The sequence below is a fragment of the Anaeromyxobacter sp. Fw109-5 genome, from assembly GCF_000017505.1.
Classification (GTDB): Bacteria; Myxococcota; Myxococcia; order Myxococcales; family Anaeromyxobacteraceae; genus Anaeromyxobacter.
In genome coordinates this window covers 4,032,532-4,059,508 of record NC_009675.1, presented here as the reverse complement: position 1 = coordinate 4,059,508, position 26,977 = coordinate 4,032,532, and the positions used below count along the sequence as shown (strand labels likewise).

Here is a 26,977-nt window from a genome sequence, read left to right as displayed (position 1 = left end):
GCGATGCGCCGCGCTCTCGTTCTCCTGGGACTCCTCGCCGCCGCGTGCGCCGGAGCCCGCCCCGCGGTCCGTGCCCCCTCGCCCCTCGTCGGTCGGCCCGCCGAGGTCGTCGCGGAGGACCTCTCCGGACGCCAGGTCCGGGTGGCCGACGCCGCCGGGAAGGTGCGGGTCATCGACTTCTGGGCGAGCTGGTGCGACCCCTGCCGGGAGCAGCTCCCCGCCCTCGACCGGCTCGCGCGCGAGCACGGCCCGAGCGGGCTCGAGGTGTACGGGGTGGCGTTCGACGAGGACCGCGCCATGGTCGAGGCGTTCCTGGCCCACACCCCGGTCTCGTTCCCGGTGCTGTGGGATCGCGGGGGGGAGCAGCTCTCGGCGCGCTTCGAGATCACCCGCCTGCCGACGACCCTCCTCGTCGACCGCGCCGGGGTCGTCCGCTCCGTCCACCTCGGCTACGACGCGGCCGAGGGCCGCAAGCTCGAGGACGAGGTGCGCAGGCTCCTCGCCGAGTGACGCCTGCCGGGCGCGGGCCGTCACGGCGCGGTCGGCGGGCCCTCCGCGGGCCGCTCGACGAGCGAGAACCGGACCCGCTCCCGCTCGCGCTCGACCTCGCCCGCGTCGGCCGGCGACTCGCGCAGCCAGTACGCCATCTCGTCGGCCTCCCAGGTGTAGGGCTCGCCGTCCATCCGCACGCGCCCCTCCGCGACGGCGATGGTCGCCTCCAGCAGCGGCACGTGGGCGAGATCCCGGACGAGCGCCTCGAACCGGCCCTGGCGCTCGGGATCGATGAAGGCGAACTCCTGGCGCGCGGCGTAGGCGGTGTGGAAGTAGGCGGGCCGGAAGACGACCCCGCCGAGCCCCAGCCGGACCGCCATGCGCGCGAGCATGGTGCCGGCCTCGCGCGCGAGGCCGAGGCCGGGGACGTCCTGGCCGGGGAGGCGCGGCCGGCGATCGCTGAAGTGCGCGCGCGGGTTCCGCAGGGACAGCCAGTGGACGTACAGCACCTCCACCCCGAAGACGCGCCGGCGCTCGACGACGACCTCCATGAGCAGGTGCTCCTGCGCCTCGCACTCGCCGTACACCCGGACTCGCTCCCCGAGGCCACCGGAGTCGAACGCGACGCGGAAGTGCCGGTAGCCCATGCGCTCGAGCTGCTCGAAGACGCCGAAGCGGTAGAGCGCGTGCTCCATGCCCGAGGCGGTGTAGAACCCGAGCAGCAGCCGCTGGCGCTGCGGGCGGATGCCGAGCGCCTCCTCCAGGTCGTCGGCGGTGAGCTCGCCCGTCTCGGTGAGGTCCACGGACGACATCTCCCGGGAGAGCACCGTGAAGCGCGCGTCGAGCGGATCGTAGCCGGCCGGGATGAGCTCGGACGAGCCCGCGGCGAGGGCCATGCCGGTGCCGGCGAGCACGCGCCACGCTCGGTTCGAGTAGCCGCCGGCCGACAGCCAGACCTGCGGCACGCCCTCGAGCTCCGCGGCGACGAGGAGGTCACGCTCGCGGGCCCCCTCGAGCGTGAGCCCGAGCTTCCCGAAGCGGTCGCCGGCGAGCACGTCGCCGCCCGCGAGGACGAAGGCGAGCTGCGGCCGCGGCATCCGGCCGAGGAGCGCGGCCAGCGCGTCGAGGTACTCCGCGTCGCCGGTGCCCTCCGGCAGCACCGTCTCGTCCACGCCCGCGAGCGGCCCCCAGTCCGAGCCGGAGAGCGAGCCGATCCAGGTCTTCGCGTCCCCGGCGAGGCAGGCGGCGATCCCGTCCGGCGGGTGGGCGTCGAGGTCGAGCACGACCACGCGATCAGTGAACCCCTCGGCCCGCACCGCCGCGAGCGCGACGGCGACGTCGTTCACCGGGCAGAAGCCGCCGGCCGCGCCGGGGGAGGCGTGGTGGAACCCGCCGAGCAGGTTCAGCGCGGGCTGCTTCGTCCGCAGCGTCTCGCGGGTCGCGGAGAGGGTCGCGCCGCAGGCGAGCCGGATGGTGGTCATCACCTCGTCCACCGGGACGTCGGACGGGTCGACCGCGAAGATGTGCGCGACGTTCTCCGGCCGCCCGAGCGACTCGAGCAGCTCGGGCGTGTGGACCCGCGCCAGGTCGTCGTAGGCGATCCGCCGCGGCGAGTGGATCGCCCTCGTCGGCACCGCGCCGCACTCGCGCAGCCACCAGAGGGCGAAGTCCGCGCGGCGAGGCTCCATGCCCACGCTCACCTCCAGCCCGGAGAGCGGGAGCCGGTAGCGCCGGTCGTACCAGACGCTCACGTCCCGGCGGTGCAGCCAGGAGCGGAGCCGGTAGAGCAGGGTGCGGGCGCGCAGCAAGGGTCAGCGGTGGCCGGGGGGTGCGAACGGCGGCTCGCCGCCCTTCGGCACGTCCGCGGGGAGCTTCGCGCGCGCCACGCGGGTCGCGAGCCACCAGCCGATCGCGGTCTCGAAGGCGATCCAGCCGATGGCGATCCAGGCCGCCTTGCGCAGGCCCGACAGCCCCGTGCGGCAGAGGTTGTAGGCCTCGGCCGAGTCCGTGGGCAGGTCGAACGTCCACGTCATCGCACGGACCGTGTACCCGATGACGAAGATCAGGAACAGCGTGCGCAGGACCGCGAGGAGCTTGAGCATGCCGCGGAGTGTAGCGCAGCGCGGCGCGGCGGGGCGGGCAGGTTCCGCCCCCGCGCGCGGCGGCGCGCGGAGGCGGTCCCGAGGGGGCCCGTCAGGGGAACGTCACGAGGCCGTACCGCCCCGCGGCGGAGACGATCGCGTAGCGCGTGTTCCCGTCGGACGAGAGGAACGCGTGTCGGGCGGTCGTCTGGTTCCGGTTGCCGTCGAACCCCCACAGCGGGAGGAGGTCGGTGCCAGCGGGTGCGTAGACCGACGAGAAGAGCCGCAGCTGGCTGGCTCCCGAGCCCACCGCCACGATCCGGCCGTCCGCCGAGGAGTCGACCAGGCCGGGCGAGAACCCCAGCGACTCCGCGAGCGCCGCGAGGGTCATGGTGGAGCGGATCGCGCCCGACGAGAGGAACAGCGCGTCGCCGTTCTGCGAGACCCACAGATCCGAGACGCCGCTCGTCGGGGCGTAGACGCTGGTCGCGCCGAGGCTCGAGGAGCCCTGGCCGGTGGAGTTGACGGCGTAGCGCCTGAGCTCACCCCACCCCGGATCCCAGACGAACAGCGCGTTGCGGGTGGACGGGTCGAGCGACGCCTTCGTCCCGCGCGCGGCCGTCTGCACGGGCCCCTGCGCCGCGTTCTGCGTGTCGAACGCGTAGACGTACGAGCCGCTCGTCGCGGGCAGCAGGAAGATGCGGCGGGCGTCCACGGCGACGACGTCGTTGATCGAGAAGGGCACCTGGGTGATCACGTTCGGCGTGGCGGTCGTGCCCGAGACCGTCACCCACCAGAGCGCGGCGGGCCCTCCCGCGGCGATGAGCGTCGCATCCGCGTTGGTGTCGATCGACGTCGGCACCCCGGAGAGCTGGGCGTAGGCCACGGCGTTGCCGGTCGCGGGATCGAGGACCGAGACGCGCCCCTTCGTGGAGTCGTCCGGGTCCTGGCCGGCGACGACGAGCCGATTCGCCGTCTTGGCGTAGGCGGCGACCCTCACGTCGTGAACGGCGATCACCCTCCGGTCCACCTGCACGTCCACCGTGCTCTCCGTGTACGACCCCGGCCGGTCGCTCACCCGCAGGCGGAGGACGTACTGCCCGAGCACGTCCGGCGTGAAGCTCACGGCCGCCGTCGCCGGCAGCGGCGTGTCGGTGACCTTGCTGCCCGCCGGCACCTGGTCGAACGACCAGAGGTACTCGAAGGCGGTGTCGCCGTTGACGTCGGTGGCGCTCCCCTGGATCGGGACCGGACCGCCGCCGAGGTTCCCGGCGCGCGCGGGCCCGGCGCTCGCGACCGGCGGGTCGTTCACGCACGCGTAGGCGGCCGAGACGGTGGTGGTGTTCACGCCGTCGGTGACGACGAGCGTGGCCGTCCAGGTCTCCTCGAGGTCAGGCGTGAAGTCGGAGGCGAAGGTGCCCGCGCACGCCTCCGGGCCGCGGCGGATCTCCTCCGCGTGGCCGGGCGACGAGATCTTCCACGTGCAGGTCAGCGGGTCGAGGTCGGGGTCCGACACCTGGGCGACCAGCGGCTGGAGGACGTTCCGCGAGGCGTGGCTCGAGCCCGCGCCCGGGTCCGCGAGGGGCGGGTGGTTGACGGCCACGAGCGTCACCTCGTCCGAGCCCTGGAGCCGGCTCCGCTGCGTCGTCGGGCCGTCGGTGACCACGAGCCGGAGGTGGTACGCGCCCGGCACGTTCGGCACGAAGGTGGGGCTCGCCGCGGTGGGGTTCGAGATCGTGGCCGTGCTGCCCGGCGGGGCGGCGACGAGCGTCCACCCGTACACGAGCGTGTCCGTGGCGTCGGGATCGGAGACCGTCGCGGTGAGCGCCGCCGTGCGGCTGTAGGGGATCTCGCGGTCCGCCCCGAGATCCACGACCGGCGCCGAGTTCGGCTTGCACTGGCCGGACGTGCCCCAGGACGCGCCGACGCAGTTGCCGCTGCAGCAGTCGTTGTCGGAGTCGCACACGTCCGCGTCGTCGCGGCAGACCACGTCGGTCGTGCACGCGCCGGACTTGCAGCCCATGTAGTGGAACCCCGTCGCGTCCATCACGACGCCGCAGTCGTCGCTGGTCCGGCAGATCCCGCCGGGGACCGGGTTCGGTGTGCAGATCCCGCTCATGCAGCCGTACGAGCAGCAGTCGGAGTTGGTCTCGCACGCGCCCTGGATCGGCGTGCACGAGGCGGGCGGGACGAACTGCTCGGTCCCGCCGCCGAGCTGGCAGGCGGAGAGGAGGGACGAGACGAGCGTCAGGGCGAAGAGGCGTCTGGTCATGGCACGCGATCCCTACAGCCGGTAGGAAAGGCCGAGCAGCGGAGTGAAGCCGGAGTAGTCGGCGCCGAGCTGGGCCGAGAGGGCGATGGGCTCGAACAGGAGCCGCAGCCGCGGCGTGAAGTCCACCGCGACGCCGACGCCCGCGCGCAGCGCGACCGCCGTCACGTTCCTGGTGCGCTCCGAGCGCCCGACGAACATCTCGTCGCGCTCGTAGCGCTCGAACGTCTGGCACACCCCGAGGCCGCCGTCGAGCACGAGCCCGAAGCCCGGCACGAAGGGGTAGCGCAGCCGCATCATCGGGACGACCTCGACGACGACCGCGCTGGCGTCCTCGACGCCCGAGGGGACGGTCATGGCCGGCACGCCGTAGCCGGGCGAGGGCTGCACCCTGCTGAGGCCGGTCTCCTCGGTCGGGTTCACGGCCACCACCGCCAGGTGCCACTCCGCGTCGAAGCGGCCCAGCGGTGCGCGCTCGATGCCGAAGTCGAGGACCAGCGCGACCGAGCGGCCGCGGTCGAAGGCGGCGTAGGGGCCGGCGGCGAGGCCGACCCAGCCCGCGCCGAAGGCGGAGGCCGGCGCGGGCGCCACGAGCGCGGTGCCCGGCGGCGGTGGAGGGAGTGGGACGGCGGCGGGCGCAGGCTGCGCGCCAGCGCGGGGTGCGGCGGCGAGCGCGGCGGCGACGCCGACGGCGAGGGCGAGGCGGGATCCGTTCACGACGTCCTCCGGAGCCTAGAAGCGGTAGGCGGCGCCGCCGAGGATCGTGACCGAGGTCGCGCCCCCGTCGGCGAGGTGGAAGTTGAGGCCGATGGCCTCCGCCGCGAGGCGGAGGCGGGGGTTCACGTCGAGCTGGCCGCCGACGCCGAAGCGCAGCACCGCGCCGGTCGTGGAGGAGGAGCCCTTCACGGAGCCCAGGCCGGGCGCGCTCGTCTCGACCGAGGTGCGGGCGTGGAACAGGCCGAGGCCTGCGTCCGCGTGCAGGGTCCCCTTCCTGCCGACGCCGACGCTCGTCCTCAGCGAGGGCACGAGCTCGAAGGTGTTCGTGCTCGCCTCGGAGGTGACCTGCGCGTCGAGCAAGGGCGTCGTCTCGTCCTCGCTCCAGCGGGCGAACCCGAGGCAGACCACGCCCGAGAGCATCGCCCTGGGCGCGAGCGGCAGGAGATCCGTCTCGAGATCGGCGCGCAGCTTGAGCGCGGTCGCCCCGTCGTAGATCTCCGGTCCGACGAGCAGGGTGCCGCGCCAGGCCTCGCCGGCGAGGGTCCGGCCGGCGGGCAGCGGCGAGAAGGTGGGGCGCGGCGGCTCCGGCGCGGCGGGCGTCGCGGCGATCGCCGGCGCCGTGGCCGCCGCGGGGGCCTTCTCGGGCGTGGCCGGTGCCGGCGGCGTGGCGGGCGCGACCGGAGCCTTCTTCGCAGCGGGCTTCTTCGCGGCCGTGGCGGCGGCCGGAGCGCGGCGCGGCGGAGCGGTCTGCGCGCGCGCGGCGGAGGACGCCGCGAGGGCTGTGGCGAGGGCGATTGCGAGACGTCGTGCGATCATGAGGTCCACCCGGAGATCGAAGTTCGCGGGAGCGTAGTGCACGTTGGGTGACTTGTGAACGAAACGTGAAGCGGCGCGCGTCACTCGTCCAAGGGATGAGGGGAGGTGGGCGCCGCGGCGCTGCGCGGCTCGCCCACGGCGGCTGCGCGCCGCGGGCGATGTGGCTATGCTGTCCTCCGGCCGAGCGGCGCGGGGCTGCGGCGGCTCACGGAGGTGGAAGTGGCGGAGGCGGCGGAGCTGAGGGAGATCTGCGTCGAGGCGGCCCGCCGGGGCGGCGCGGTGCTGCGCGAGCGGTGGAAGACTCAGCGCATCATCGAGCTGAAGGGCGGTATCGATCTCGTGACCGACGCGGACCGCGCGGCCGAGGCCGCGGTCCTGGGGTTCCTGAGGGGCCGCCTCCCGGGCGCCGCGATCCTCGCCGAGGAGTCGGGGGCGTCCGGGGAAGGCGTCGGGGAGCTGCGCTTCTTCGTGGACCCGCTCGACGGCACCACGAACTACGCGCACGGGGTCCCGCACTTCGCGGTGAACGTCGCGGTCGCCGACGCGCGCGGCCTCGCGGCGGGCGCGACCTACGACCCGCTCCGGGACGAGCTCTTCATGGCGGCGCGGGGGGAGGGAGCGTTCCTCGGGGACGAGCGGCTGCGGCACTCCGGGTGCGCGAGGCTCGTCGGCTCGCTGCTCGTGACCGGGTTCCCGTACGACATCCACCAGCACAACGAGTTCCCGCTGCGGCTGTTCGGGGCGTTCATCCGCAAGGCCCGCGCGGTGCGCCGCTTCGGCTCGGCCGCCCTCGATCTCGCCTACGTGGCCGCGGGACGGTTCGACGGGTTCTGGGAGCAGCGCCTCAAGCCGTGGGACATCGCGCCGGGGATTCTCCTCGCGCGCGAGGCGGGCGCCCTCGTCACCGACATGGGAGGGGGAGACCGGATGCTCGAGACCGGCGACATCGTCGCCGCGGCGCCGGGGCTCCACCCGCCGATGCTCGAGGTCATCGGGACTACGGCGCGCTGAGGGAGGCCGGGCCGGCGTCCCCGCCCTGCGGTGGCGCCTCGAGCGCGCCGGCGGCGGGAGCGGGAGCTGGCTGCCCCGCGCCGGCGACGGTGGGCGCCGGCGGCGCGGCCGGCGGCAGGCGCGGCGCGCGCGGCGGAGCCTTTCCCCTGGCGGGATCGATCGCGAGGAGCGACTCGGGATCGACGAACAGGCCACCGACGCGCGCGCTCCAGTGCAGGTGCGGCCCGCTCGCGCGGCCGGTGGCGCCGAGCCTGCCGATCTGCGCCCCGCGGCGGACCGTCTGGCCGGCGCGGACGTCGATGCGGGAGAGGTGGAAGTACGCGGTGAAGACTCCCGCCCCGTGGGACAGCACCACCGTCCGTCCGGACAGGTACGCCTCCCGGACGAGCACGACGCGGCCGTCGTTCGCGGCGCGGATGGGCGCCCCGACCGGCCCCCTCACGTCGGTTCCGTAGTGGACGCTCTGCTTCACGCCGTTGAAGACGCGCTGGTCGCCGAAGCGGCCGGTCACGCGCGCCCGCCTGGGCCACGCGAAGGCGCGCCGGAAGCGCGGCGGCTCGGGCGGCCGCGCGTAGGCCTCGTCGAAGGCGGCGCGATCGGCGGCGATGCGCGCGGTCACGTCGGGCGGCGGGTTCACGAACTTGGCGGGCACGCCGCCGATCGCCCGGGCCGGCCAGCCCGGCTCCACGATCGCGACGACACCCTCGGCCCGCGCGCGGCCGGCCTCGACCGTCGCGCGCACCTGGCCGACGGGCGTCTCGGTCGGCAGCGCGGCGAACGCGCGCCACTCGCGGCCCGCGCGGAAGAAGGCCAGCGGTCGCCCGGCGAGCTCGCCGCGCGGCTCCGCCGCGGCGCCGGACACCCGCACGAGGACCGCGTCTCCCGGGCGCGCGGCCGCGGGCGCCGTCGTCACGTGGAGGCGAGGAGGGGCGGCGAGGACGACCGCGAGCGCGAGGAGGGCGGGAGCCGTCATTTCGGTGGGCGCGGGCGGCGGCTACCCGCCGAGCCCGAGCTCCTCCTGGAGCGACTTCACGATCCGGAAGTACTCGGCGCGCGTGTACTTCACGTTCAGGATGTGGAAATCCTTCTTCTGGAGCCCCACGCAGCCGAAGCAGTACGTGCACTCCGAGCAGGCCCGGGAGAGCACGAGGTAGCTCGACCTCGTGCAGTTCTCGCTCGCCACGCAGTAGGCGCAGTCGTGGCAGCCCACGCAGTCCACGCAGTGCGTGAGGTGGGTGGACGACTTGCAGCCCCGCGAGTGCGTGCAGCGATAGCACTCCTCGCAGTCCACGCAGAACATGCAGCTCGCGCAGCGGCGGCAGCCCTCGCAGCGGATCGATCCGGGGTTCGACGCGTCGCCCTCGTAGCTGCGGAGCAGCCGCTGGAGCTCCGCCTCGAACTCGCGCCGCGACATGACGGGGGGCGGGGGCGGCCGCAGGTCCTGGAACGTGCCCGCGGCCGTGTCGATGAACATCGAGCCCCGGATCTCGCGGACGGCCGGCGTCCGGGCGAGCTCGGGAGGGGGCGGTGGGGCGAGCGGGGGGCGGTGGCGCGGGTCGTCGGCCATCGGGGACATCCTGCCCCGGATCCCCGTCGAAGGGAATCCAGCTACGGACGACCGCCCCAGCGGACGATCCGCCCGCCGTAGAGCCAGCCGACGCGGCGTACGCCCGTGGGGAGCTCGTCGGCGTGGTGCGAGACGGCGACGGCAGCCGCGCCGGCGGCGCAGGCCTCCTCCAGGGCGGCGAGCATCCACGCCCGGGAGGCGGCGTCCAGCCCGGCGAGCGGCTCGTCCAGGAGGAGCGCCTCCGGGCGCGGGGCGAGCGCACGCGCGAGGAGCAGCTTGCGCAGCTCGCCGTACGAGAGCGACAGCAGGTGCCGCGCCGCGAGCGCCGCGATCCCGAGCCGCGCGAGGACCGCGCTGACCGCGGCGCGCTCGGCGAGGCTGGGCGCGACGGCGAGGCCGATCGTGCCCGCGAAGCCGGAGAGGACGACCTCCTCGCCGGTCGCGTCGAAGCGATGTCGCGCCTGGAGCTCGGGGGAGACCAGGCCTACCCGGCCACGCAGCTCCAGCGCGCTCGCGCGCGCTCCGAGGTCGAGCCGCGTGATCGTCCCGGAGGCCGGCTGCTCCTCGCCCGCGAGCAGCCGCAGCAGGGTGGACTTGCCGGCCCCGTTGGGCCCGACGAAGGCGAGCTGCTCGCCGGGCGCGACCGAGAAGGAGACGTCCCGCAGGACGGGGCGGCCCCCGACGAGGACCGTGACGGAGGAGAGGGAGAACCGCGGGGAGGCGGGGGAGGTCGGCGGAGTCGGGATCGCTCGCCCTTCGACAGGCTCAGGGCGAGCGGAACCAGCGAGCGGTTCGGAGGTCGGGGTCGGGGTCGGGGTCGGGGTCGAGGTCGGGGTCGGGGTCGAGGTCGAGGTCGGGGTCGAGGTCGGGGTCGGGGTCGAGGTCGGGGTCGAGGTCGGGGTCGAGGTCGGGGTCGGGGTCGGGGTCGGGGTCGGGGTCGAGGTCGGGGTCGAGGTCGAGGTCGGGGTCGAGGTCGAGGCCGGGGTCGAGGTCGGGGTCGAGGTCGGGGTCGAGGTCGGGGTCGGGGTCGGGGTCGAGGTCGAGGTCGGGGTCCCTCGACTCCGCGTCTCCGCTGCCGCGGAGACGCGCAGCCTGTCCTGAGCGTAGCGGCCATCGGCCGCGGAGTCGAAGGGCTCGGGATGACCGGCCGCTGGAGATCCGTTCGCGGATCGGGCCGAGCGGTCGAGACGCGCCAGGTACTCCTCCCGTCCCTCTTCCCTCGCGATCCGCCCGGCCTCGAGCACCACCACCCGCGCGATCTCGGGGACGATCTCCTCGGGCCGGTGCGTCGCCATCACCACGGCGGTCCCGCACCGCAGCACCTCCGACACGTGCGCGAGGAAGGCCTCGCGCGCGTGCGCGTCGAGGCCGTCGCACGCCTCGTCGAGCACGAGCAGCTCGGGCGCCGGCGCGAGCGCGCGGGCGAGGAGCACGCGCCTCGCCTCGCCCCGGGAGAGCTCCAGGATCGATCGGCCGAGCAGGGGCGAGACGTCGAGGAGCTCCGCGACCGCTCGCACCCGCGCCGCCTGCGACGGCGTCGCGCGCTCGGCGGGGTAGGGGGCGTCGAAGAAGCCGGAGCGGATCACCGCCTCGGCCCGCAGATCCCAGTCGCGCCGCACGTAGGCGTCCTGCGCCTCCGGCGCGACCAGCGTGAAGCGCTCGCGGACGCCGATGGGGCTCTCGCTCGCGCCGTCCGCGCCGTGGAAGAGCCGGCGACCCCGGCTCGCCGGATGCGGCCAGAGCTCGCCGCGCAGGAGGCGCAGCAGGGTGGACTTCCCGGAGCCGCTCGCGCCCACCACCGCGAGCCCCTCGCCGCGGCGCACCTCGAGCGAGACGCCCGCGAGCACGCTCGCGCCGGCGAGGCGGACGTCGACGCGATCGAGGGTGACGAGGGGCGCCGGCACGTCCCTCCTATATTGTCAGAAGGCCGCGCTGGTGCCGATGCTGCCGCTCCAGGCGTCGCGCTCGAGGTCGTGGTCGACCTCGGCCGCGAGCCGCACGTTCCGCCGGAACAGCCACTGCAACGAGAGCGCGGCGGACTCGGCGTCGGCCGCGTCGTCGTCCGAGCGGACGAGGTTGTAGAGCGCCACGACCACCCAGCGTCCGTCGGCGCCGGCAGGAAGGAAGAGCGCCTCGACGAAACCGCCGCGGGTCACGAGGTCCTCGTCGACGGGGCCGAAGCGCGGGTTCGAGTCGTAGCGCTCGAGGTACACGGCCGAGAGGTGGAGCATCTCGGTGAGCGTGATCGCCGCTTGCGGACCCCAGTAGACCATCGTGTCGTTCACCCCGTCGCGGCGCTCGCGCCCCCAGTAGCCGAACGCGCCCAGGCGCACCGGGCCCACGTCGCCGGAGAGGTGGAGCGACACGTTCTTGTACGAGTCCGTGTCGAAGCGCCCGCCCTGCGCGCCCTCGATGCCGTTCCCGTTCGTGACCGTGGCGTAGGCGCTCACCGGTCCCACGCCGGTCGTCAGCGCGACGCCCCGGTCGTAGGTGAGATCCACGACGGAGTCGCCCACGCGCGTCCGCAGGATCTCGTAGTCCAGCCGCTCGAGCCGCAGCTCGCGCTTGGCGATGGGATCCGACACCTGGAACTGCCCGGCCAGCACGTTCACCGGGAGGCCGAACACGTCCGAGACCTGGAGGTACGCATCCTCGATCTTGCCCGGCTCGCCCTGCTCGAGGATGTAGTAGGCGTAGAAGCCGACCTTGTCCGCGATCCGCCCGCCGGCGAGGAGCTTCAAGATCCAGGGCGTCTGGAAGTCGAGCTCGGGCGAGCTGTCGTTCACCGTCCCGAACGCGTCGAAGCGCAGCGCGAGCGGGAACTCGCGGGGCAGATCGAGCAGCGGGTCGCCGAGGTCGAGCGTCGCGCGGGCGGGCTCGCCGCCCGGCTCGAGCGCGAAACCTCGCCCCGCGAACTCCTCCCCGTACGGCTTCAGGCGCGGGAACGGCGCGTGGCAGGTGGTGCACGAGAAGCGGTAGCGGCGCGCGAACGCCGGGATCGCCTCCGCGGGCGAGGGGAGGGCGAGCGTTGCGGCGACGGCGGCGAGCGGCAGGAGGGCCAGGACGCGTCGGATCACGGCGGGTTCCTCAGGGCAGGACGGTGAAGGTGGTGGTGTGGGTGGAGACGAGGACCGGCTCGTACTCCTCGCGCGGGACCTTCAGGAACTCCGCGACGGACGAGACGAGGCGCGAGTACCAGACCGTCGCGGTCACCGTGACCGGTCCCTCGGGCAGGTCGGGCGGCGACCAGGTGAAGGTCTCCGAGACCGCCTGCAGCGGCGCGAGCCGGTAGTCGGTCCCGAGCCTCGCCGTGTTCCACTGGGCGATGGTCATCCGCCCCTTCTCGTCGAGGTACGGCAGCCGGAAGATCCGGTCGCCCCCGGGCACGAGGCCGTCCCGCGGCAACCCCTGGAAGCCGGCGATCCCGCGGATGTCCCCGATGTCCTGGTAGGCGAGCGCCCTCGGGTCGGCGATGGTGTACTCCTCGCCCGCGAAGCCCTTCCGGTCGACGCGCAGCGGCCACACCTTGCCGGACGCGTCCTTCGCCTCTAAGTGGAGCCAGAGCACCCGCTCCTCGGCGGAGCCGGAGGGGATCTTGTGCCCCGCCTTGGCGTTCACCACCACCGCGGTGAGGCGGATGGGATCGCCCGGCTCGACCTCGCGCGCCTCGGGGTGGACGCGCACCTCCGCGACGCCCGCGAGCTTCCCGGCGTCGTGCGCGCCGTGGAAGAGGTGCTGGCGGATGTCCGGGCGCTCCTTCCCCATCCGCGCGCTCCGTCCGGGCGCGGGCGGCATGTGGCAGTCCTGGCAGACGATGCCGGCCTTCGCCTGGGGGCTCTCCTTCCACTCGAGCTGCGTGGACTTCACCCAGACGCCCCACGGGTCCTGCTCGTTGTGGCAGGTGCCGCAGAACTCGGCGGTGCGGAGGAACGGGTTCTCGCGGGTCTTGTGGTAGGGGCTCTGGAGTCCCGCGCGCGTCCCCTGCTTCGTCTTGCCGGGCTCGGAGATCCAGTTGTAGTTCACCGATGGATCGCCGCCGCGGTCGACGATGGTGTGGCAGACCTCGCACGAGACGCCCTCGTTCGCGCGCGTGCCGGCCGCCACCGGCCTGGGCGGGATGTCGCCGGCGAGGAACGCGAGCGGCGAGTGGCAGCCGTTGCAGCCCGCCTTCACCCCCTTCACCTTCTCGACCTTCTCGGCGTGCGGCACGGCGAGCTCGAAGTACTCGATCTCGTCCCAGTGGTGCGTGAACGCCTGCGACATCATCGCCTGCTCGTGCTGGCGCGCGATGTCCACGTGGCAGCCGGCGCAGGCCTGCGGCTTGTCGTAGTCGGAGTACTTGCGCGAGCCGAGCGCGTCGTCGCCCGACTTGCCGGGAGGGGAGGCGCGCTGGGCCGCGAGCGCGGGCGAAGCGAGCGAAAGCGCGACGGCAGCGGCCGCGCTGGCGGCGTGACGGAGGGTGAACATGGCCGGCTCCTTCCCGGGGCGCGCTCCCGCTCCGCCGCGCGTCGCCGGATCGGCGCGATGGTAGGCACCCAGCGTGAGCGCGGGTCGTGTCGAGCCGGGGCGTGACGCGATGACGCGCCCGCCCGCCCGCCGGCGCGCTCCCCTGCGGGACCGGGGAGGCCTCGCGCTCTTCAGGGCTCCGGAGGTGCCGCCGGTGCGTTCCGCTCACCGCCGGAAGTCTCGCTTCCGCTCCCCCGACCGGCGAGCCGCTCGAACAGCGCCTCGATCCAGTCCAGCTCGTCCGCGCGGCGGAGCCGAACGGAGCGTGCGGGCGGCGGCCGGCCGGCGGCGCGCGCCTCGAGTCCGCGCCGGAGCAGCGCGAGCCGCCGGAACACGAGCGCGTGCACGAGCGCGAGGAAGGCGGCGGCGCCCGCGAGCGACACGGCCAGGAACGCGGCGTACATCCGGAGGGCGCCTGCCTCGAGGGCCTCGTGCTGCGGGGTGAAGTCGTGCAGCACGAGGAGGCCGCCCACCTTTCGCGCGCTCGCATCCCGCAGCGGCACGATGCCGCGCAGCAGCGCCCGATCGCCCCGCTCGACGTGGCCGAGCACCCGGCCTTCGTCGGGGAGCGCCTCGACGTCGGCGTCGAAGTCGGCGAGCCCCTCGGTGAACGGGCCGGCGTCGATCGCCACGACGTCCGGGCGATCGTTCCAGGTGTTCTGGCGGGGCCCGAGGACGCTCGCCCAGGCCCGCTCGTCGAGGAACCTCTTCTGCACGAGCAGGCCGTAGTCGTCGCCGGTGCGCGTCTTCAGCTGGCGGAGGAACTGGTCGAACTCCTGGCCCAGCTCCACGTAGCCGATCGGCTTCCCATCCTCGAGCCACGGGCGCACCGCGCGCAGCGCGAAGGCGGTCTTGCCGAGCTCCTTCCCCGCCCCGAGCTCGCGCGTCTCCTCGGCGCGCCGCAGCGTCGCGCGCTCGACGTGATCCCCGTGGAGCTCCGGGAGGTGCACTCGCAGGAAGACGGCGTCGTCGGGCTCGGGGAGGTGGAAGTACCAGTGCGTGATCCCGTTCCGCTCGCGCATGACCTCGAAGATCGGGGTGGCCGCCGCGAGCAGCCGCTCGCGGTCCCGCGCGACGAACGCGGCGCGCAGCTCCGGGTTCCCCAGGAGCGCGTCGAGCGTCGCGGCGAGCTTCTCGAGCTGGGCGTGCTCCTCCGCGTCGAACGCCTCGGAGGCGCGGTGCAGCGACACCGCGGCGGCGGCCTCGACGTTCCGCTCGATCCACGCCGTGGTGAGCCAGGCGCCGGCCAGGGTCACCCCGAGCGCGACGAGGGTGAGCGCGAGGGCCAGCTTCACCTCGACCGACAGGCTTCGCATCAGGTCTCCGTCACGCCCCCGCGACGGAGCGACCCTACCACGAACGCGGGACAGCGGCCGCGCCAGCCGCGGGGACGCGTACCGGGTCGATCGCACCGGAGGGGCCGGGCGTCTCGAGGCCGGAGCGTGGCAAGATCCCGCGATGCGGGAGATCCTGGAGGTGCCGCGGGAGGCGGCGGGGGAGCGGCTCGACCGGTGGCTCGCCGGGGCGCTGGCGATCCCGCTCGACCGGGCACGCGCGCTCGTCGAGGCGGGCAGGGCGCGTATCCGCGGCAAGACCTGCGCGATCCAGCGGCGGCTCTTCGGGGGGGAGCGGGTCGAGGTGGAGCGGCCGGCGCCGCGCGCCGAGCGCGCCTCGGGCCCGGCGCTGACGGTGCTCTACGACGATCCCGACTGCCTCGTCGTCTCCAAGCCGGCGGGGCTCGCGGTGGAGCCCTCCAGCCCGGGGGCGCCGTCCGCCGTCGGGGCGGCGAGCCGGATCGGGACCTTCGACGTCGACGGTCGGGCGGCGCCGGGCCTGCCGCACCGGCTCGACCGCGACACGACCGGGGCGCTTCTCCTCGCGCGCCACGATCGCGCCCTCGCCGCGCTTCGCGCCGCGTTCGAGGGCCGGGCGGTCGAGAAGGAGTATCTCGTGCTCGCGGCCGGAGCGCCGCCGGACCGCGGCGCGCTCGACACGCCGTACGGCCGCAGCGCCGCCGACCCTCGACGCTTCACCACCCGCGCCCCGTCCCCCCGCCGCGCCCGCCTCACCTTCGCGGTCGAGCGGCGCCTCACGGGCGCGGCGCTCCTCCGCGTCGTGCTCGACACCGGGCGCACCCACCAGATCCGCGTCCAGCTCGCGGAGGCGGGGTTCCCCGTGCTGGGCGACGCGGTGTACGGCGTGGCGTCGGAGGCCATCGCCCGCCAGGCGCTGCACGCCGAGCGGCTCGCGTTCCCCCGCCCGAGCGACGGGGCGCGGGTGGAGGTGCGCGCGCCGCTCCCGGAGGACCTGGCGCGCGCGATCGAGGCGCTGGCGCGCGGCGGCTAGGGTCTCACGGCCTCGCCCTTCGACAGGCTCAGGGCGAGCGGAAGCAGCGAGCAGCCGCTCGTGGTGAGCCTGTCGAACCACGAGCGGTTCGGGAGGTCGCGGTCGGGCCCCTTCGACTTCGCGCCGCGGCCGGCGCCGCGTCGCCACGCTCACGGGCGAGCGGCCTCAGGAGATCCGCTCGGGGTCGGGGTCGTCCCTCGACTCCGCGCCGCCGCGGCCGCGGGGTCGCTGCGCTCGGGATGAGCGGCCGTCCGATCCGGCGCCGTCGAGGTCGGGGTCGAGGTCGGCTCCTCTTCCTCCTTCTCCCCCGGGAACCTCACCACCTTGATCTGCTCCCCCCGGTCCTGCGCGATCCGCCGCCGCCAGCCCTCCGGGTAATCGGGATGCTTCACCTTGCCGTGCTCGTCGCGCACGTTCCCGTCCAGGTACTTCACGATGAGCGTCTCTCCCAGCCTGCGCCAGCGCGCGGTGGTGCGGTCGCCCTGCTCGACCGAGTACTGGGTGAGGTAGTCGCGCGCGAGCCCCGGGGACGTCTTGTGGAGGGCGAGGGCGGCCTTCTCCACGTCCTCCTGCCGCGAGAGGAACCCGCTCTCGAGCTCCCGCTGCACCTTCTGGACGTCCTGGATCATGTCGCTGTAGCGCCCGTACGCCCAGTTCGAGACGAAGTTGAAGACCCAGAACGCCGAGTCCCAGCTGAACTCCTGGAAGTTGCCGCTGCCCACGCCGAACGTCCGCGGGACCGCGCGGTTGCCGCAGTACTGGGGGACGTAGACGGTGGAGTAGGTGTCGTCGAGCCCGAACCAGAGGACGCCGCCGATCGGCCCCGGGAGCCACTCGCGCGCCTGCGCCACGAACGAGAAGCCGGTCTGCTGCGTGGAGATGGCGCGCTCGTGGAGGTACTCGGCCCCGTCCACCTTCCAGGTCATCGGCCGCCACCGGTAGGGCAGCGCGAACGGGCCGGCGCCCACGCCCTGCGAGAGATCGAGCGGGGTCCCCTCGAAGTGATCGCGCATGAGCTCCATCGCGCCACGGACCGACACCTTGGCGTCGGGCTTCACCCACAGCGGCAGGCGCGGCGCGCTCGGGCCGCCCGTCACGTGCTCGACGGAGAGGTTCAGCGACGGGGCGACCCGGCGGAACACGCTCCACACCCGCGCCTCGCACGCGCGCAGGGCGCCGGCGGTGAGGGGCGCGTAGGTGTCGGAGAAGCTGAAGTCCTCGTCCTTGCCCGTGAACCAGCCCTTCTCGCGGGCGAACGAGACGACGTCCTTCGCGTAGAGGGTGTTCTTCGGATCGTTGCGCGGGAACTGGCGGATGCGCGCGTGGTTCGCGTGGGCCGAGACGTGGCCGTCGGGCACGCGCCGGGCGACCCACACCGCGCCCTTCCGCCCCGGCCCCTTGCCGATCATCTCGAGGATCCAGACCTCCTTCGGATCCGAGATCGAGAAGGACTCGCCCGAGCTGCGGTAGCCGTACTCGGCGACGAGCGAGGTCATGACCTCGATCGCCTCGCGCGCCGTGCGCGCCCGCTCGAGCGCGACGTACATGAGGCTGCCGTAGTCGATGCCGCCCTTCGGGTCGACGAGCTCGTCGCGGCCGCCGAAGGTGGTCTCGCCGATCGCGACCTGGTGCTCGTTCATGTTGCCGACGACGTTGTAGGTGACCTCCGCCTGCCGGATCTGGCCGAGGCGGTCGCCCGTGTCCCACTCGACGACCTCGCGCGCGGCGCCGGCCGGGTGGCGGGCGGCGGCGGTGTAGTACAGCTCGCCGTACAGGTCGTGCGAGTCGGCGGCGTAGGTGACGAGCGTGGAGCCGTCCGCGGTGGCGCCGCGGGAGACCAGGATGTTCGTGCAGGCGCGCGCGGGGCGGGCGGCGAGCGCGCTGGCCGCGAAGAGGGCGGCGAGCGGGACGGCGAGCGAGCGACGGATCATGGGCGCGCAGCATAACCGGAATTGACCCGCGGCAAGCGCGCCCGTGCCCTCCTCACGTCACCTGGACCTGCAGGTCCGCGACTTCGCCTCAGGGTCCTGCGGCGCGCGTCGGCGACGAGAGCCGCCAGCCCGCCGGGCGGACGTCCGGGCGAGTCAAGTCTTGCCGGGTGGCCGGTGCGCGTGTCACAACGCGCGGCTCCGATGCTGGACCTCTCGACGCTCAACCCACCGCAGCGCGAGGCAGTGACCACCACGGAGGGGCCGCTCCTCGTCCTCGCGGGCGCCGGCTCGGGCAAGACGCGCGTCATCGCGCACCGGGTGGCCTACCTGCTGCTGCAGGGGGTCGAGCCGGAGCAGATCCTCGCCGTCACGTTCACGAACAAGGCCGCGGGCGAGATGCGCGAGCGCGTCGCGGCGCTCGCCGGCCCCCCCGGCGTGGACGTGTTCGTCTCGACGTTCCACTCCTTCGGGCTGTGGCTCCTCAAGGAGGAGCACAAGGCCGCGGGCCTCCCGAAGCGCTTCGCGATCTGCGACGCGGGCGACCAGGCGGCGCTCGTGAAGCGCTGCATGCGCGAGGTGAAGGTGGACGACCGCGCCTTCGACGCGCAGCGCGTCCTCGCCCTCGTCTCTCGCGCGAAGAACGCGGGCAAGAAGCGCATCGTCCCGGGCGCCGAGGGGCAGGGGGACGACTACGACCTCGTCGCGAGCGAGGTCTACCCGCGCTACGAGCAGGCGCTCCGGGCGCAGCGCTCGGTGGACTTCGACGACCTCATCGCGAAGCCCGTCGAGCTGCTCGCCCGCGACGCCGAGGTGCGCCGGCGGCTCCAGCGCCGGTTCCGCTACCTGCTCGTGGACGAGTACCAGGACACGAACGTCGCGCAGCTCGAGCTCCTGAAGCACCTCGCCGGCGAGCGGCGAAACGTGTGCGCGGTGGGCGACGACGACCAGGCGATCTACGGCTGGCGCGGCGCCGAGGTGCGCAACATCCTCCGCTTCGAGCGCCACTTCCCGGGCGCGAGGGAGATCCGGCTCGAGCAGAACTACCGCTCCACGGGGCGGATCCTCGACTGCGCCAACGCGGTCATCGCGAAGAACGCCGAGCGCAAGCCGAAGCGGCTCTTCACCGCCGCGGGTCCGGGCGAGCCGGTGCGCGTCCTCGCGCTGGCGCAGGAGGAGGACGAGGCGCGCTTCGTCGCCGAGGAGCTCTCGCGCCTCCGCCAGGAGGGCCGGCCCTGGAGCCACTTCGCCATCCTGTTCCGCCTGAACGCGCAGTCGCGCCCCATCGAGGAGGCGCTGCGCGAGGCGTCCATGCCGTACGTCATGCACGGCGGGCCCGCGTTCTTCGACCGCGCCGAGGTGCGCGACCTCCTCGCGTACCTGAAGGTCTGCGTCTCCCCGCACGACGAGGTGTCGCTCGCCCGCATCGTGAACGTGCCGGCGCGGGGCATCGGGGACGCGTCGCTCGAGCGGGTGCACGCGTGGGCGGTGGCGCGGGGCGTCCACCTGTTCGACGCGCTGGGCCGCGCCGCGGAGATCCCCGAGCTGCCCAAAGGCGCGCCCGAGCGGATGGCGGCCTTCGTCGCGCTCATCGAGAGGTACCGGGCGCGCTTCGGGGAGGGGCGGGTGGCGGAGGCGGCGCGCGCGCTCGTCGCCGAGGTGGACCTGTACGGGCACGCCCGCGCGAGCGTGCAGTCGTTCGAGGCCGGGCAGCGCAAGGTGGACGCGCTCGACGGGATCCTCCGCTCGCTCGAGGGCTACGAGCAGCGCACGGCGCGGCCGTCGATCGCGACGTGGCTGCAGCGGCTCGCGCTCGACTCGCGCTCGGAGGAGGACCCCGCGAAGGACGACGGCATCACGCTCATGACCCTGCACGCCGCGAAGGGGCTCGAGTTCCCGGTCGTCTTCCTCGTGGGGGTGGAGGAGGACCTGCTCCCCTGCGCCGGCATCCAGGGGGAGGCGCGCGATCTCGACGAGGAGCGCCGGCTCGCCTACGTCGGCATCACCCGCGCGCGAGAGCGGCTCTACCTCACCCGCGCGGCGACGCGGACGAAGCGCGGGAAGCTCCTGCCGCGCACGCCGTCGCGCTTCCTCGGCGACCTGCCCCCGGACGCGCACGAGCAGGTGGATCCCGACGCGCTGTCGTCCTCGCCGGCGCAGGTCGCGGCGCAGACCGAGAGCGTCATGGCGGCGCTGCGGGCCAGGCTCGGCGGCGGGAAGGCCTAGCGGAGGGCCAGCGGCTCGCCGCGTCATTGCGCCACAGCGGTTCGCGGGAACTCGGCCCCGAGAGCCGCGGACCGTGCCGGCAATGATGGGAACCGATTCAGCGCGGCTCCCCAAGAGATGCGTTGCGCCCGGGACTCACGATCCGTCTCATGCACGAGCAGTGAATTGGCGCGTAGACGCAATTCCGGATGGACGGGTCGTCGCGCGCTCCGCGACCTTCGGAGGCGGTGATGGCGCGCAGGAGACTCGTCGTCGGCCTGTTCCTCGTCGCGGCCATGGCGGCGCTCGCCATTCTCGACCTGTCACCCCGGCGGGCTCGGGGCGAAGCGGGCGGGGACGCGGTCTTCGCGCCCCTCACGCGCTTCGGCGTCATCAGCGCGCTGACGTCCGTCGAGATCCTGTGTCTGCTCGCCGGCGCCTGGTTGTCGTGGCGTTCGTGGCGCGCCGCGCGACGCAGCGCCGGGTAGCGGCTGCGTCAAGACGGGGCAGACCCCTCGGGTATCACCGCCTCGCCACCGCCTGCACCACGCAATGCACGCCCTCGACCACCTCCGCCATCCGCGGGTAGTCGAGGGTGTCCGGGGTGTCCTCCGGCGTGTGGTAGCGCGGGTTCCGGAAGAACGCGGTGTCCGTCACCATCACCGCCGGGTAGTCGAGGTCCCAGAAGCTGCGGTGGTCCGAGAGATCCACTCCGGGCATGTCGCGCGCGGCGACGAGCGTCTGGACCGGCACGGCCGAGGCGTAGCGCATGGCCGCGGCGATCTCGGAGACCATGCCGGCGTGGCCGCTCCGGCCGACGATGGCGATGAAGTCGCCGGTGATCGGCAGGGCGTCGCGCTTCATGCCGACCGGGACCGACTGGCTCCCCGGGACGTCCGAGAACGCGCCGAGCATCTCGAGCGACATCATGAGCCGCACCCGGACGTCCGCCTCCTTGAGCGAGCGGGCGTGCACGACGCTGCCCATGGCCTCGGTCGCGAAGCCGGGCGGCTCCTCGAGGGTGTAGGCGGCGAGCTCGACCCGGAGCGGAGGCGGCTGGGCCGCGAGCATGCGGGCGATCTCGACGAGGCCCGCCACCCCGCTCGCGTCGTCGTCCGCCCCGGGATCGTCGCCCGCCGCGTCGTAGTGCGCGCCCAGCACGAGCCGCTCGGGGGTGTCCGGCCCGAACCGGGCGATGACGTTCCGGTAGCTCGCCCGGAACGCGGGGTAGACCTGCGCCTCGACCTCCTGGGCACCCGCCGCGCGGAAGGCCTGCTCCACCCACGCCGCCGCGCGGTCCAGGTTCGCGGGGTGCGCCGCGCTCCGCGGCTGGAAGCGCGTCGTCAGGGCCTCGACGTGCTCCCGCAGCCGCGCCGGGTCGGCGCGCACGGCGCGGCAGGCCAGCTCGGCGGCGGGCCTCGGGCGGCGGTGGCCGCACGCCGCGGAGAGCAGCGCCGGGGCGAGGAGGAGGGGGATCGCGGCGCGCATCGCGGGCGAGTTCACACCGCGCGCGACGGCGGCGCAAGCTCGGCCTGCGGGAGGGCCGTCGAGAGAAGGGGCGCCGCCTCTTGTGGGGGCGGCGTGAAGGAGCTAGATTGCGCCGGCCTCAGGACGTCGCCCGGGTTCTCTCGGCGGCCGGGTTCGCCCTTGACATCCGGGCGGCCCTCCTCTAAAAGGCGCGTTTCCAATTTCGGGATTTCCCCAGGTTCATCCATGGCCAAAGGCACCACCCACAGCGCGACGAAGGCCGAGGCCCTGAAGGGCCGCAGGTGGTGGCTCGTCGATGCGAACGACCAGACGGTCGGGCGCCTCGCGACCCGCATCGCGTCGATCCTCAAGGGCAAGCACAAGCCGCTCTACACGCCCTCCCTCGACACCGGCGACTTCGTCGTGGTGGTGAACGCGGGCAAGGCCCGCTTCACCGGCAAGAAGGAGACGGACAAGGTCTTCTTCACCCACACGATGTACCCGGGCGGCGAGAAGCTCACGCCGATGAACAAGCTCCGCCAGCGTCACCCCGAGGACATCCTCGAGAACGCCGTTCGCCGCATGCTCCCGCGGAGCGCGCTCGGCCGGCAGATGATGACGAAGCTGAAGATCTACGCGGGTGACCAGCACCCGCACGCCGCGCAGAAGCCCGAGGCGCTCCCCCTCGCGCAGTAAGGAAAGACGATGATGGCGACTCAGGCGAACATCTCGGTCGGCCGCCGCAAGGAGTCGGTGGCCCGGGTGCGGCTCGTGCCCGGCACCGGGAACATCACGATCAACGGCCGCACGATGGACGTGTACTTCGGCCGCGAGACGTCGAAGATGATCCTCGTCGAGCCGCTGAAGCTCGTCGACCAGATGGGCAAGCTCGACGTGCTCGTGACCGCCCGCGGCGGCGGCCTCTCCGGCCAGGCCGGCGCGATCCGCCACGGCATCAGCCGCGCGCTGTGCGATCTCAACCCGGAGTACCGGCCCATCCTCAAGAAGGCCGGCTTCATGACCCGGGACGCGCGCGCGGTCGAGCGCAAGAAGTACGGTCGCCCCGGCGCCCGCAAGCGCTTCCAGTTCTCGAAGCGCTAGTCCGCCCCGAAGCGACGCTCGACGGCCGGGCCGCGACCCCGCGGCGCCGGCCGTCGTGCTTTGGGCCGGTCACAGCCACGGCTCGGTGATCCCCGCGGCCTGCTCGCCGAGCTGCATCCGCAGCGGGCGCCGCCGCCACGCCTCGAGCCGGATCTCGCTCGAGCGCTCGAGGTCGAGCTCGTAGCGCTCCACGATCCGCCGCGCGATCGGCGGCGCGTCGCACACGACCGACGTCTCCCACAGGAACGACAGGCTCTGCGAGTCCATGTTGGTGGACCCGATCACCGCCACGTCGTCGGCGACGAGCGTCTTCGCGTGCATCATGGACGCGCCGTACTCCCAGATCCGGACGCCGCCGCGCAGCAGGCGCGAGTACGTGCGCCGCTGCCCGGCGCGCACCAGGGGCTGATCGTGGTGCGGCCCGGGCGCGAGCACGCGCACGTCCACGCCCGCCTTCGCGCGCGCGACGAGGACGTGCTGCAGCGAGCGGTCCGGCACGAAGTACGAGTTCGCGACGTACAGCCGCCTCCGCGCGGAGGCGATGAGGGCGTAGTACATGCGCGCGGCGGTGGTGGTGCGGGCCCACTTGGGCGTGCTCGCCACCACGGCGGCGTGACAGTCGCCGGCGCGCCCCTGGCGCGGGTAGGCCGAGCCCGGCAGCGGCTCGCCGCCCGCCGCCTGGAGGCTGTGATCGAACGCGCGCTGCAGGTCGGACACGATCGGGCCGCGGACGCGGCACGAGGTGTCGCGCCACTCGTCGGGGCCGTTCCCGTCGCCCAGCCAGCTCTTCCAGATCCCGAACCCGCCCACGAGCGCGGTCCGGCCGTCGAACACGAAGATGCGCCGGTGGGAGAGGCGGAACGGATCGGGCCAGGGGAGGTGGGTCCGCAGCTCGACGCCGCTCGCCACGAGCCGCCGCTCGAGCTCGGGATCGAAGCGCGGCTCGCTGAAGCGCTTCGAGCCGAACCAGTCGAGCACGATCCGGCAGGTGACCCCCCGGCGCCGCTCCAGGATCGCCTTCCCGATCCGGGCGGACGGATTCCCCTTGCCCATCCACATGAACTCGCAGACGTGGATGTGCTCGCGGGCGTTGCGGATCTCCTCCTCGAGGGCGTCGAAGACGGCGCCGTCCTCGATGAGCTCGATCGCGTTGCCGCCCCGCACCGGCACGCCGACCTCGCGCTCGAGCAGCACGTCCAGCGGGACCTGCTCGGCGTACCGCAGCATGCGCCGCGAGAGCTGGGCACGGCGGAGGCGGCGGGTGAGGTGACCGCCGACCGCCACCCCCACCGTCCCGAGCGCGAGCCCGGCCAGGATGGGATGCGTTCGCACGATCGTACGTTCTGCACCCCCTGCGACGGCGGCACGGTCCCGGGCGCGGACCGAGCCCCCCGGGTCCGCGGCGCGTGGGTGTGCCGGCGCGGCGCGATGACGAGCTTCACCTCATGGCGCGCCGATCCGTCCGCCCGCGCCACGCCGTCGCGGGCGTCGCCGGCGCGCTGCTCGGCGCGCTGCTCGTCTCGCTCGTGTTCTTCCGCGTCGAGTGGCACGGCGGGCCCACGTTCGTCCCCCGCTTCGACCTCGGCGCGTTCGTCCGCCAGCTCCCACAGCACGCCGCCTGGCTGCCCGGCTTCCTCGCGCTCGCCGCCTCGCTCTTCGCCTGGCGCGCGCTCGTCTGGAAGCTCGTCGCCCCGCCGCCGCGCCCGCGGTACCGGGACGCGTACCACGCCACGGCGCTCGGGGCCCTCGTCCACAACACCGTGCCCGGCAAGCTCGGGCCGCTCGCGGCCGCCTTCGTGCTCTCGCGCAGCTCGCGCGAGCCGTTCGCGGCGGCGCTCTCGTCGCAGCTCGTCGCGAAGCTGCTCGAGATGGGCGCGGTGGTGGTGCTGGGCGCGGGCGCCGCCTGGGCGCTGCCGCGGATCGAGGGGCTCGGCCGCGCCGTGATGGCCGGCGCCGCGGTCTTCGCGGCCCTCGCCGTCGCGGCGGCGGCGACGGCGCTGCTCGCCCCGCGCGCGGGCGCCCGGCTCGGGCGCCGGCTCCCGCGCGCCGGCGAGGCCCTGGGCGCGCTCGGCGCGGGGCTCGCGGGCGTCGGGAGCCCGGGGCGGCTCGGGCTCGCGCTCCTCGCCGCCGTGGCGCCCGCGCTCACCGCCGCCGCGGCGTACACGATCCCGCTCGCCGCGTTCGGCGTCGACGAGGGGATCGCCGGCGGGGCGGTGCTCGTCGCCGTGATCACCTTCGGCCAGCTCACGCCCGGCCTGCCGGTCGGCACCGGGGTGTACTGGAGCCTCGCGGCGTGGGGCGCGCGCCGGCTGGGGGCGGCGCCGGACGACGCGGCGGCGCTGGCGGTGCTCACGCACGCGGCGATGGTCGCGGCGAGCGTCGCGGTGGGGGCGGTCTCCGCGGTCGCGCGCCGCGGCGCCCTGCGCGAGCTGCGCCGCCGCCGGCGCGAGGTCGCCGAGCTCACGACCCGCGCGGAGGAGCGCACCGCGGCGGCTTCCACCGACGGTCACTCACGCTCGCCTACATAGGCGCAGCGGCGCGCCGTCCCGCGGTTCCGGCAATGGATCCACCCGGATCGCGGTGCTACGCTCCGCGCGCGATGGAACTCAACGAGATCCTGCAGGTCGCGCTCCGCGGCGGCGCCTCGGACATCCACCTCAAGGCGGGCCTCCCGCCGATGTTCCGGGTGGACGGAGCGCTGCTCCCGCTGAAGGACGCGCGCCGCCTCCCGCCCGAGGAGATCGCGCGGATGGCCTTCGGGATCATGAACGAGTACCAGAAGGAGAAGTTCAAGCAGACGAACGAGGTGGACCTCGCCTACGGCGTGCCGGGCCTCGGCCGCTTCCGCGTGAACGTCTTCCAGCAGCGCGGCACCCTCGGTGTGGTCCTGCGCGTCATCCCGTTCAAGATCCAGTCGATCGAGCAGCTCATGCTGCCGAAGGTGCTCGAGAAGCTCGCGGCCGAGCAACGCGGGCTCGTCCTCGTCACCGGCACCACCGGCTCCGGCAAGTCCACCACCCTCGCGGCGATGATCGATCACATCAACGCGACCGAGACCTGCCACATCATGACGATCGAGGATCCCATCGAGTTCCTCATCCGCGACAAGCGCTCGATCGTGAACCAGCGCGAGGTCGGCGTCGACACGATGAGCTTCGGGCACGCGCTGAAGAGCGCGCTGCGCCAGGATCCGGACGTCATCCTGGTGGGCGAGATGCGCGACCTCGAGACCATCGAGACCGCGCTCACCGCGGCGGAGACGGGCCACCTCGTCATGTCGACGCTCCACACGCTCGACGCGACCGAGACCATCAACCGCATCATCTCGGCGTTTCCGCCCTACCAGCAGAAGCAGGTCCGGCTCCAGCTCGGGTCGGTGCTGCGCGGCGTCATCAGCCAGCGGCTCGTGCCCCGCGCCGACGGCAAGGGCCGCGTCCCGGCCATCGAGGTGCTCCTCGCGACGGCGCGCGTGCGCGAGCTCATCGAGGACAAGGACCGCACGAAGGAGATCCCGGAGGCCATCGCCCAGGGCCACGTCTCGTACGGGATGCAGACCTTCGACCAGTCGCTGATGTCGCTCCTCAAGTCCGGGCTCATCACCTACGAGGAGGCGCTGCGGCAGGCGACGAACCCCGACGACTTCGCGCTCCGCGTCTCCGGCGTGTCGGGCACGAGCGACTCGAAGTGGGACTCGTTCGAGAAGGCCGATCCCGCGGGGCCGCCCGCGCCCGGCGCCGCCGCGCGGCCGCCCGCGGGCGCGGCCGCCGCCGCGCGCGCGCAGCCCGGACGGCCGCCCGTCCCGCCCGTCGCACCGCGGCCCGCGGCCGCCCCCGCGAAGGCGCGAGAGGACGACTTCCAGATCGAGCGTTTCTGAGCCGCGTCCGGCGGGAAGCGGGTGGAGCCCCGTCCCGTCGGCTCGGCCGGGGCTTCCTCCGCGGGGCGAGTGGCGCTATATCGGCTGCTCTTCCAGGAGGTCACCCGTGTCCCGCATCTCGCTCCCCCGCGGCGCTGCCGCGGTCCTCCTCGTCGCGCTCGCCTCGGCCTGCGCCCGCGCCTCCGGCCCGGGCATCGAGAGCGCCCTGCCGGTGCTCCCCGGCTCGCCGTGGGACGGCGCCCACGAGGCGCTCGCCCGGCTCGATCCTCACCTGCGCGACGCGAGCGCCGTCGGCGCGCGCGCGTCGACGGCGAAGACCGAGGTGGTCATCGCCGGGGTCCGCTTCGAGGAGGTGATGATCACCGCCAAGGCGGATCTGCCCCGGGTCCGCTCCGTCTCGCTCGCCGCCGCTCCCCCCCGCGACGGCTGCGAGCACGTCCGCGAGGAGCTCGTGAAGGCGCTCGGGCCGGCGTGGAACGTCGGCGAGACTCGCCTCGGCGCCACCACCGCCCGGCACGACGGCCAGGTCGCGCGCATCGTCTGCAACGGCGCCGAGCTGTCCCTCACCATCGCCGGCTGAGCGCTTCCCGGGGCCGG

Annotated in this window: 24 protein-coding genes; 10 read left to right on the top strand and 14 right to left on the bottom strand. The window is 74.1% G+C overall.

All coding sequences use genetic code 11. The annotated features are described in order from the left end of the window. The first annotated feature begins 3 nt into the window (after window positions 1-3). The gene (locus tag ANAE109_RS17750; protein WP_012098261.1) at window positions 4-510 is read left to right on the top strand and encodes a TlpA disulfide reductase family protein; all 507 of its coding nucleotides are present in this window, start codon (window positions 4-6) and stop codon (window positions 508-510) included. A 20-nt stretch (window positions 511-530) separates the two neighbouring features. Here the strand turns inward: ANAE109_RS17750 and ANAE109_RS17745 are convergent, their stop codons facing one another. The 5 genes from ANAE109_RS17745 to ANAE109_RS17725 all read right to left on the bottom strand — a co-directional run bounded on the left by ANAE109_RS17745 (window position 531) and on the right by ANAE109_RS17725 (window position 6,417). Next, a complete protein-coding gene (locus ANAE109_RS17745) occupies window positions 531-2,297 on the bottom strand; it encodes a histone deacetylase (protein ID WP_041449380.1) in 1,767 nt (588 codons plus the stop codon). Between the two features lie 6 nt (window positions 2,298-2,303). Beyond that, window positions 2,304-2,594: a hypothetical protein gene (locus tag ANAE109_RS17740; RefSeq protein ID WP_012098259.1), complete on the bottom strand. Its 291-nt coding sequence runs from the start codon at window positions 2,592-2,594 to the stop codon at window positions 2,304-2,306. A gap of 91 nt (window positions 2,595-2,685) precedes the next feature. Beyond that, window positions 2,686-4,845: a PKD domain-containing protein gene (locus ANAE109_RS17735; RefSeq protein ID WP_012098258.1), complete on the bottom strand. Its 2,160-nt coding sequence runs from the start codon at window positions 4,843-4,845 to the stop codon at window positions 2,686-2,688. Between the two features lie 12 nt (window positions 4,846-4,857). Beyond that, window positions 4,858-5,559 (bottom strand): hypothetical protein, encoded by a 702-nt coding sequence (locus tag ANAE109_RS17730; RefSeq protein ID WP_012098257.1) that lies wholly within the window; start codon window positions 5,557-5,559, stop codon window positions 4,858-4,860. 15 nt (window positions 5,560-5,574) lie between these two features. Beyond that, complete coding sequence (locus ANAE109_RS17725) at window positions 5,575-6,417, bottom strand: hypothetical protein (protein WP_041448478.1); 843 nt, start codon at window positions 6,415-6,417, stop codon at window positions 5,575-5,577. A 177-nt stretch (window positions 6,418-6,594) separates the two neighbouring features. On the opposite strand from ANAE109_RS17725, the gene ANAE109_RS17720 reads away from it, so the two are divergent. Further along, complete coding sequence (locus tag ANAE109_RS17720) at window positions 6,595-7,386, top strand: inositol monophosphatase family protein (RefSeq protein ID WP_041448477.1); 792 nt, start codon at window positions 6,595-6,597, stop codon at window positions 7,384-7,386. Here the strand turns inward: ANAE109_RS17720 and ANAE109_RS17715 are convergent. From ANAE109_RS17715 to ANAE109_RS17690, 6 genes are all read right to left on the bottom strand, one after another. Then, window positions 7,373-8,359, bottom strand: a complete 987-nt coding sequence (locus tag ANAE109_RS17715; RefSeq protein WP_012098254.1) for a M23 family metallopeptidase — start codon at window positions 8,357-8,359, stop codon at window positions 7,373-7,375. The genes ANAE109_RS17720 and ANAE109_RS17715 overlap by 14 nt on opposite strands. Window positions 8,360-8,380: 21 nt before the next feature. Then, window positions 8,381-8,953, bottom strand: a complete 573-nt coding sequence (locus ANAE109_RS17710) for a caib/baif family protein (protein WP_234945175.1) — start codon at window positions 8,951-8,953, stop codon at window positions 8,381-8,383. A 41-nt stretch (window positions 8,954-8,994) separates the two neighbouring features. Continuing rightward, on the bottom strand, window positions 8,995-10,857 hold the full coding sequence (locus tag ANAE109_RS25890) for an ATP-binding cassette domain-containing protein (protein ID WP_012098252.1): 1,863 nt from the start codon (window positions 10,855-10,857) through the stop codon (window positions 8,995-8,997). Window positions 10,858-10,872: 15 nt separating this feature from the next. Continuing rightward, a complete protein-coding gene (locus ANAE109_RS17700; RefSeq protein WP_012098251.1) occupies window positions 10,873-12,030 on the bottom strand; it encodes a hypothetical protein in 1,158 nt (385 codons plus the stop codon). A 10-nt stretch (window positions 12,031-12,040) separates the two neighbouring features. Further along, complete coding sequence (locus tag ANAE109_RS17695; RefSeq protein WP_012098250.1) at window positions 12,041-13,420, bottom strand: multiheme c-type cytochrome; 1,380 nt, start codon at window positions 13,418-13,420, stop codon at window positions 12,041-12,043. 170 nt (window positions 13,421-13,590) lie between these two features. Further along, window positions 13,591-14,775 (bottom strand): cache domain-containing protein, encoded by a 1,185-nt coding sequence (locus tag ANAE109_RS17690; protein WP_012098249.1) that lies wholly within the window; start codon window positions 14,773-14,775, stop codon window positions 13,591-13,593. Window positions 14,776-14,917: 142 nt separating this feature from the next. Here ANAE109_RS17690 and ANAE109_RS17685 point away from each other — a divergent pair, with 142 nt between their 5' ends. After that, entirely contained in the window at window positions 14,918-15,805 is an 888-nt protein-coding gene (locus ANAE109_RS17685; RefSeq protein ID WP_012098248.1) for an RluA family pseudouridine synthase, read from the top strand. A gap of 149 nt (window positions 15,806-15,954) precedes the next feature. On the opposite strand, the gene ANAE109_RS17680 is transcribed toward ANAE109_RS17685, so the two are convergent. Next, a complete protein-coding gene (locus tag ANAE109_RS17680; protein WP_012098247.1) occupies window positions 15,955-17,736 on the bottom strand; it encodes a dipeptidase in 1,782 nt (593 codons plus the stop codon). A gap of 201 nt (window positions 17,737-17,937) precedes the next feature. Between ANAE109_RS17680 and ANAE109_RS17675 the strand changes: the two genes are divergently transcribed. Both ANAE109_RS17675 and ANAE109_RS17670 read left to right on the top strand, forming a co-directional pair. Then, the gene (locus ANAE109_RS17675) at window positions 17,938-19,959 is read left to right on the top strand and encodes an ATP-dependent helicase (protein WP_041448476.1); all 2,022 of its coding nucleotides are present in this window, start codon (window positions 17,938-17,940) and stop codon (window positions 19,957-19,959) included. A 230-nt stretch (window positions 19,960-20,189) separates the two neighbouring features. Beyond that, complete coding sequence (locus ANAE109_RS17670; RefSeq protein ID WP_012098245.1) at window positions 20,190-20,426, top strand: hypothetical protein; 237 nt, start codon at window positions 20,190-20,192, stop codon at window positions 20,424-20,426. 34 nt (window positions 20,427-20,460) lie between these two features. Here the strand turns inward: ANAE109_RS17670 and ANAE109_RS17665 are convergent, their stop codons facing one another. Continuing rightward, complete coding sequence (locus ANAE109_RS17665; RefSeq protein WP_012098244.1) at window positions 20,461-21,426, bottom strand: M28 family peptidase; 966 nt, start codon at window positions 21,424-21,426, stop codon at window positions 20,461-20,463. Window positions 21,427-21,651: 225 nt separating this feature from the next. Here ANAE109_RS17665 and rplM point away from each other — a divergent pair, with 225 nt between their 5' ends. Further along, window positions 21,652-22,101, top strand: a complete 450-nt coding sequence (gene rplM, locus ANAE109_RS17660; protein ID WP_012098243.1) for a 50S ribosomal protein L13 — start codon at window positions 21,652-21,654, stop codon at window positions 22,099-22,101. Between the two features lie 12 nt (window positions 22,102-22,113). After that, the gene (gene rpsI, locus ANAE109_RS17655) at window positions 22,114-22,506 is read left to right on the top strand and encodes a 30S ribosomal protein S9 (protein ID WP_041449375.1); all 393 of its coding nucleotides are present in this window, start codon (window positions 22,114-22,116) and stop codon (window positions 22,504-22,506) included. A gap of 69 nt (window positions 22,507-22,575) precedes the next feature. Here the strand turns inward: rpsI and ANAE109_RS17650 are convergent, their stop codons facing one another. Further along, window positions 22,576-23,838 carry a phosphatidylserine/phosphatidylglycerophosphate/cardiolipin synthase family protein gene (locus tag ANAE109_RS17650; protein ID WP_012098241.1) on the bottom strand — a complete coding sequence of 421 codons (1,263 nt, stop codon included), beginning with the start codon at window positions 23,836-23,838 and terminating at the stop codon, window positions 22,576-22,578. A gap of 113 nt (window positions 23,839-23,951) precedes the next feature. Between ANAE109_RS17650 and ANAE109_RS17645 the strand changes: the two genes are divergently transcribed. The 3 genes from ANAE109_RS17645 to ANAE109_RS17635 all read left to right on the top strand — a co-directional run bounded on the left by ANAE109_RS17645 (window position 23,952) and on the right by ANAE109_RS17635 (window position 26,960). Continuing rightward, a complete protein-coding gene (locus tag ANAE109_RS17645) occupies window positions 23,952-25,034 on the top strand; it encodes a lysylphosphatidylglycerol synthase domain-containing protein (protein WP_012098240.1) in 1,083 nt (360 codons plus the stop codon). Window positions 25,035-25,105: 71 nt separating this feature from the next. After that, entirely contained in the window at window positions 25,106-26,380 is a 1,275-nt protein-coding gene (locus tag ANAE109_RS17640) for a type IV pilus twitching motility protein PilT (RefSeq protein WP_041448475.1), read from the top strand. 106 nt (window positions 26,381-26,486) lie between these two features. Further along, entirely contained in the window at window positions 26,487-26,960 is a 474-nt protein-coding gene (locus ANAE109_RS17635) for a hypothetical protein (protein ID WP_012098237.1), read from the top strand. Window positions 26,961-26,977 lie beyond the last annotated feature (17 nt).

Coding starts and splice junctions, on each gene's coding strand:
- ANAE109_RS17695 (WP_012098250.1), bottom strand. CDS start 13,420: ATGTTCACCCTCCGTCACGCCGCCAGCGCGGCCGCTGCCGTCGCGCTT.
- ANAE109_RS17740 (WP_012098259.1), bottom strand. CDS start 2,594: ATGCTCAAGCTCCTCGCGGTCCTGCGCACGCTGTTCCTGATCTTCGTC.
- rplM (WP_012098243.1), top strand. CDS start 21,652: ATGGCCAAAGGCACCACCCACAGCGCGACGAAGGCCGAGGCCCTGAAG.
- ANAE109_RS17750 (WP_012098261.1), top strand. CDS start 4: ATGCGCCGCGCTCTCGTTCTCCTGGGACTCCTCGCCGCCGCGTGCGCC.
- ANAE109_RS17645 (WP_012098240.1), top strand. CDS start 23,952: ATGGCGCGCCGATCCGTCCGCCCGCGCCACGCCGTCGCGGGCGTCGCC.
- ANAE109_RS17715 (WP_012098254.1), bottom strand. CDS start 8,359: ATGACGGCTCCCGCCCTCCTCGCGCTCGCGGTCGTCCTCGCCGCCCCT.
- rpsI (WP_041449375.1), top strand. CDS start 22,114: ATGGCGACTCAGGCGAACATCTCGGTCGGCCGCCGCAAGGAGTCGGTG.
- ANAE109_RS17680 (WP_012098247.1), bottom strand. CDS start 17,736: ATGATCCGTCGCTCGCTCGCCGTCCCGCTCGCCGCCCTCTTCGCGGCC.
- ANAE109_RS17685 (WP_012098248.1), top strand. CDS start 14,918: ATGCGGGAGATCCTGGAGGTGCCGCGGGAGGCGGCGGGGGAGCGGCTC.
- ANAE109_RS17690 (WP_012098249.1), bottom strand. CDS start 14,775: ATGCGAAGCCTGTCGGTCGAGGTGAAGCTGGCCCTCGCGCTCACCCTC.
- ANAE109_RS17665 (WP_012098244.1), bottom strand. CDS start 21,426: ATGCGCGCCGCGATCCCCCTCCTCCTCGCCCCGGCGCTGCTCTCCGCG.
- ANAE109_RS17670 (WP_012098245.1), top strand. CDS start 20,190: ATGGCGCGCAGGAGACTCGTCGTCGGCCTGTTCCTCGTCGCGGCCATG.
- ANAE109_RS17640 (WP_041448475.1), top strand. CDS start 25,106: ATGGAACTCAACGAGATCCTGCAGGTCGCGCTCCGCGGCGGCGCCTCG.
- ANAE109_RS17710 (WP_234945175.1), bottom strand. CDS start 8,953: ATGGCCGACGACCCGCGCCACCGCCCCCCGCTCGCCCCACCGCCCCCT.
- ANAE109_RS17675 (WP_041448476.1), top strand. CDS start 17,938: ATGCTGGACCTCTCGACGCTCAACCCACCGCAGCGCGAGGCAGTGACC.
- ANAE109_RS17735 (WP_012098258.1), bottom strand. CDS start 4,845: ATGACCAGACGCCTCTTCGCCCTGACGCTCGTCTCGTCCCTCCTCTCC.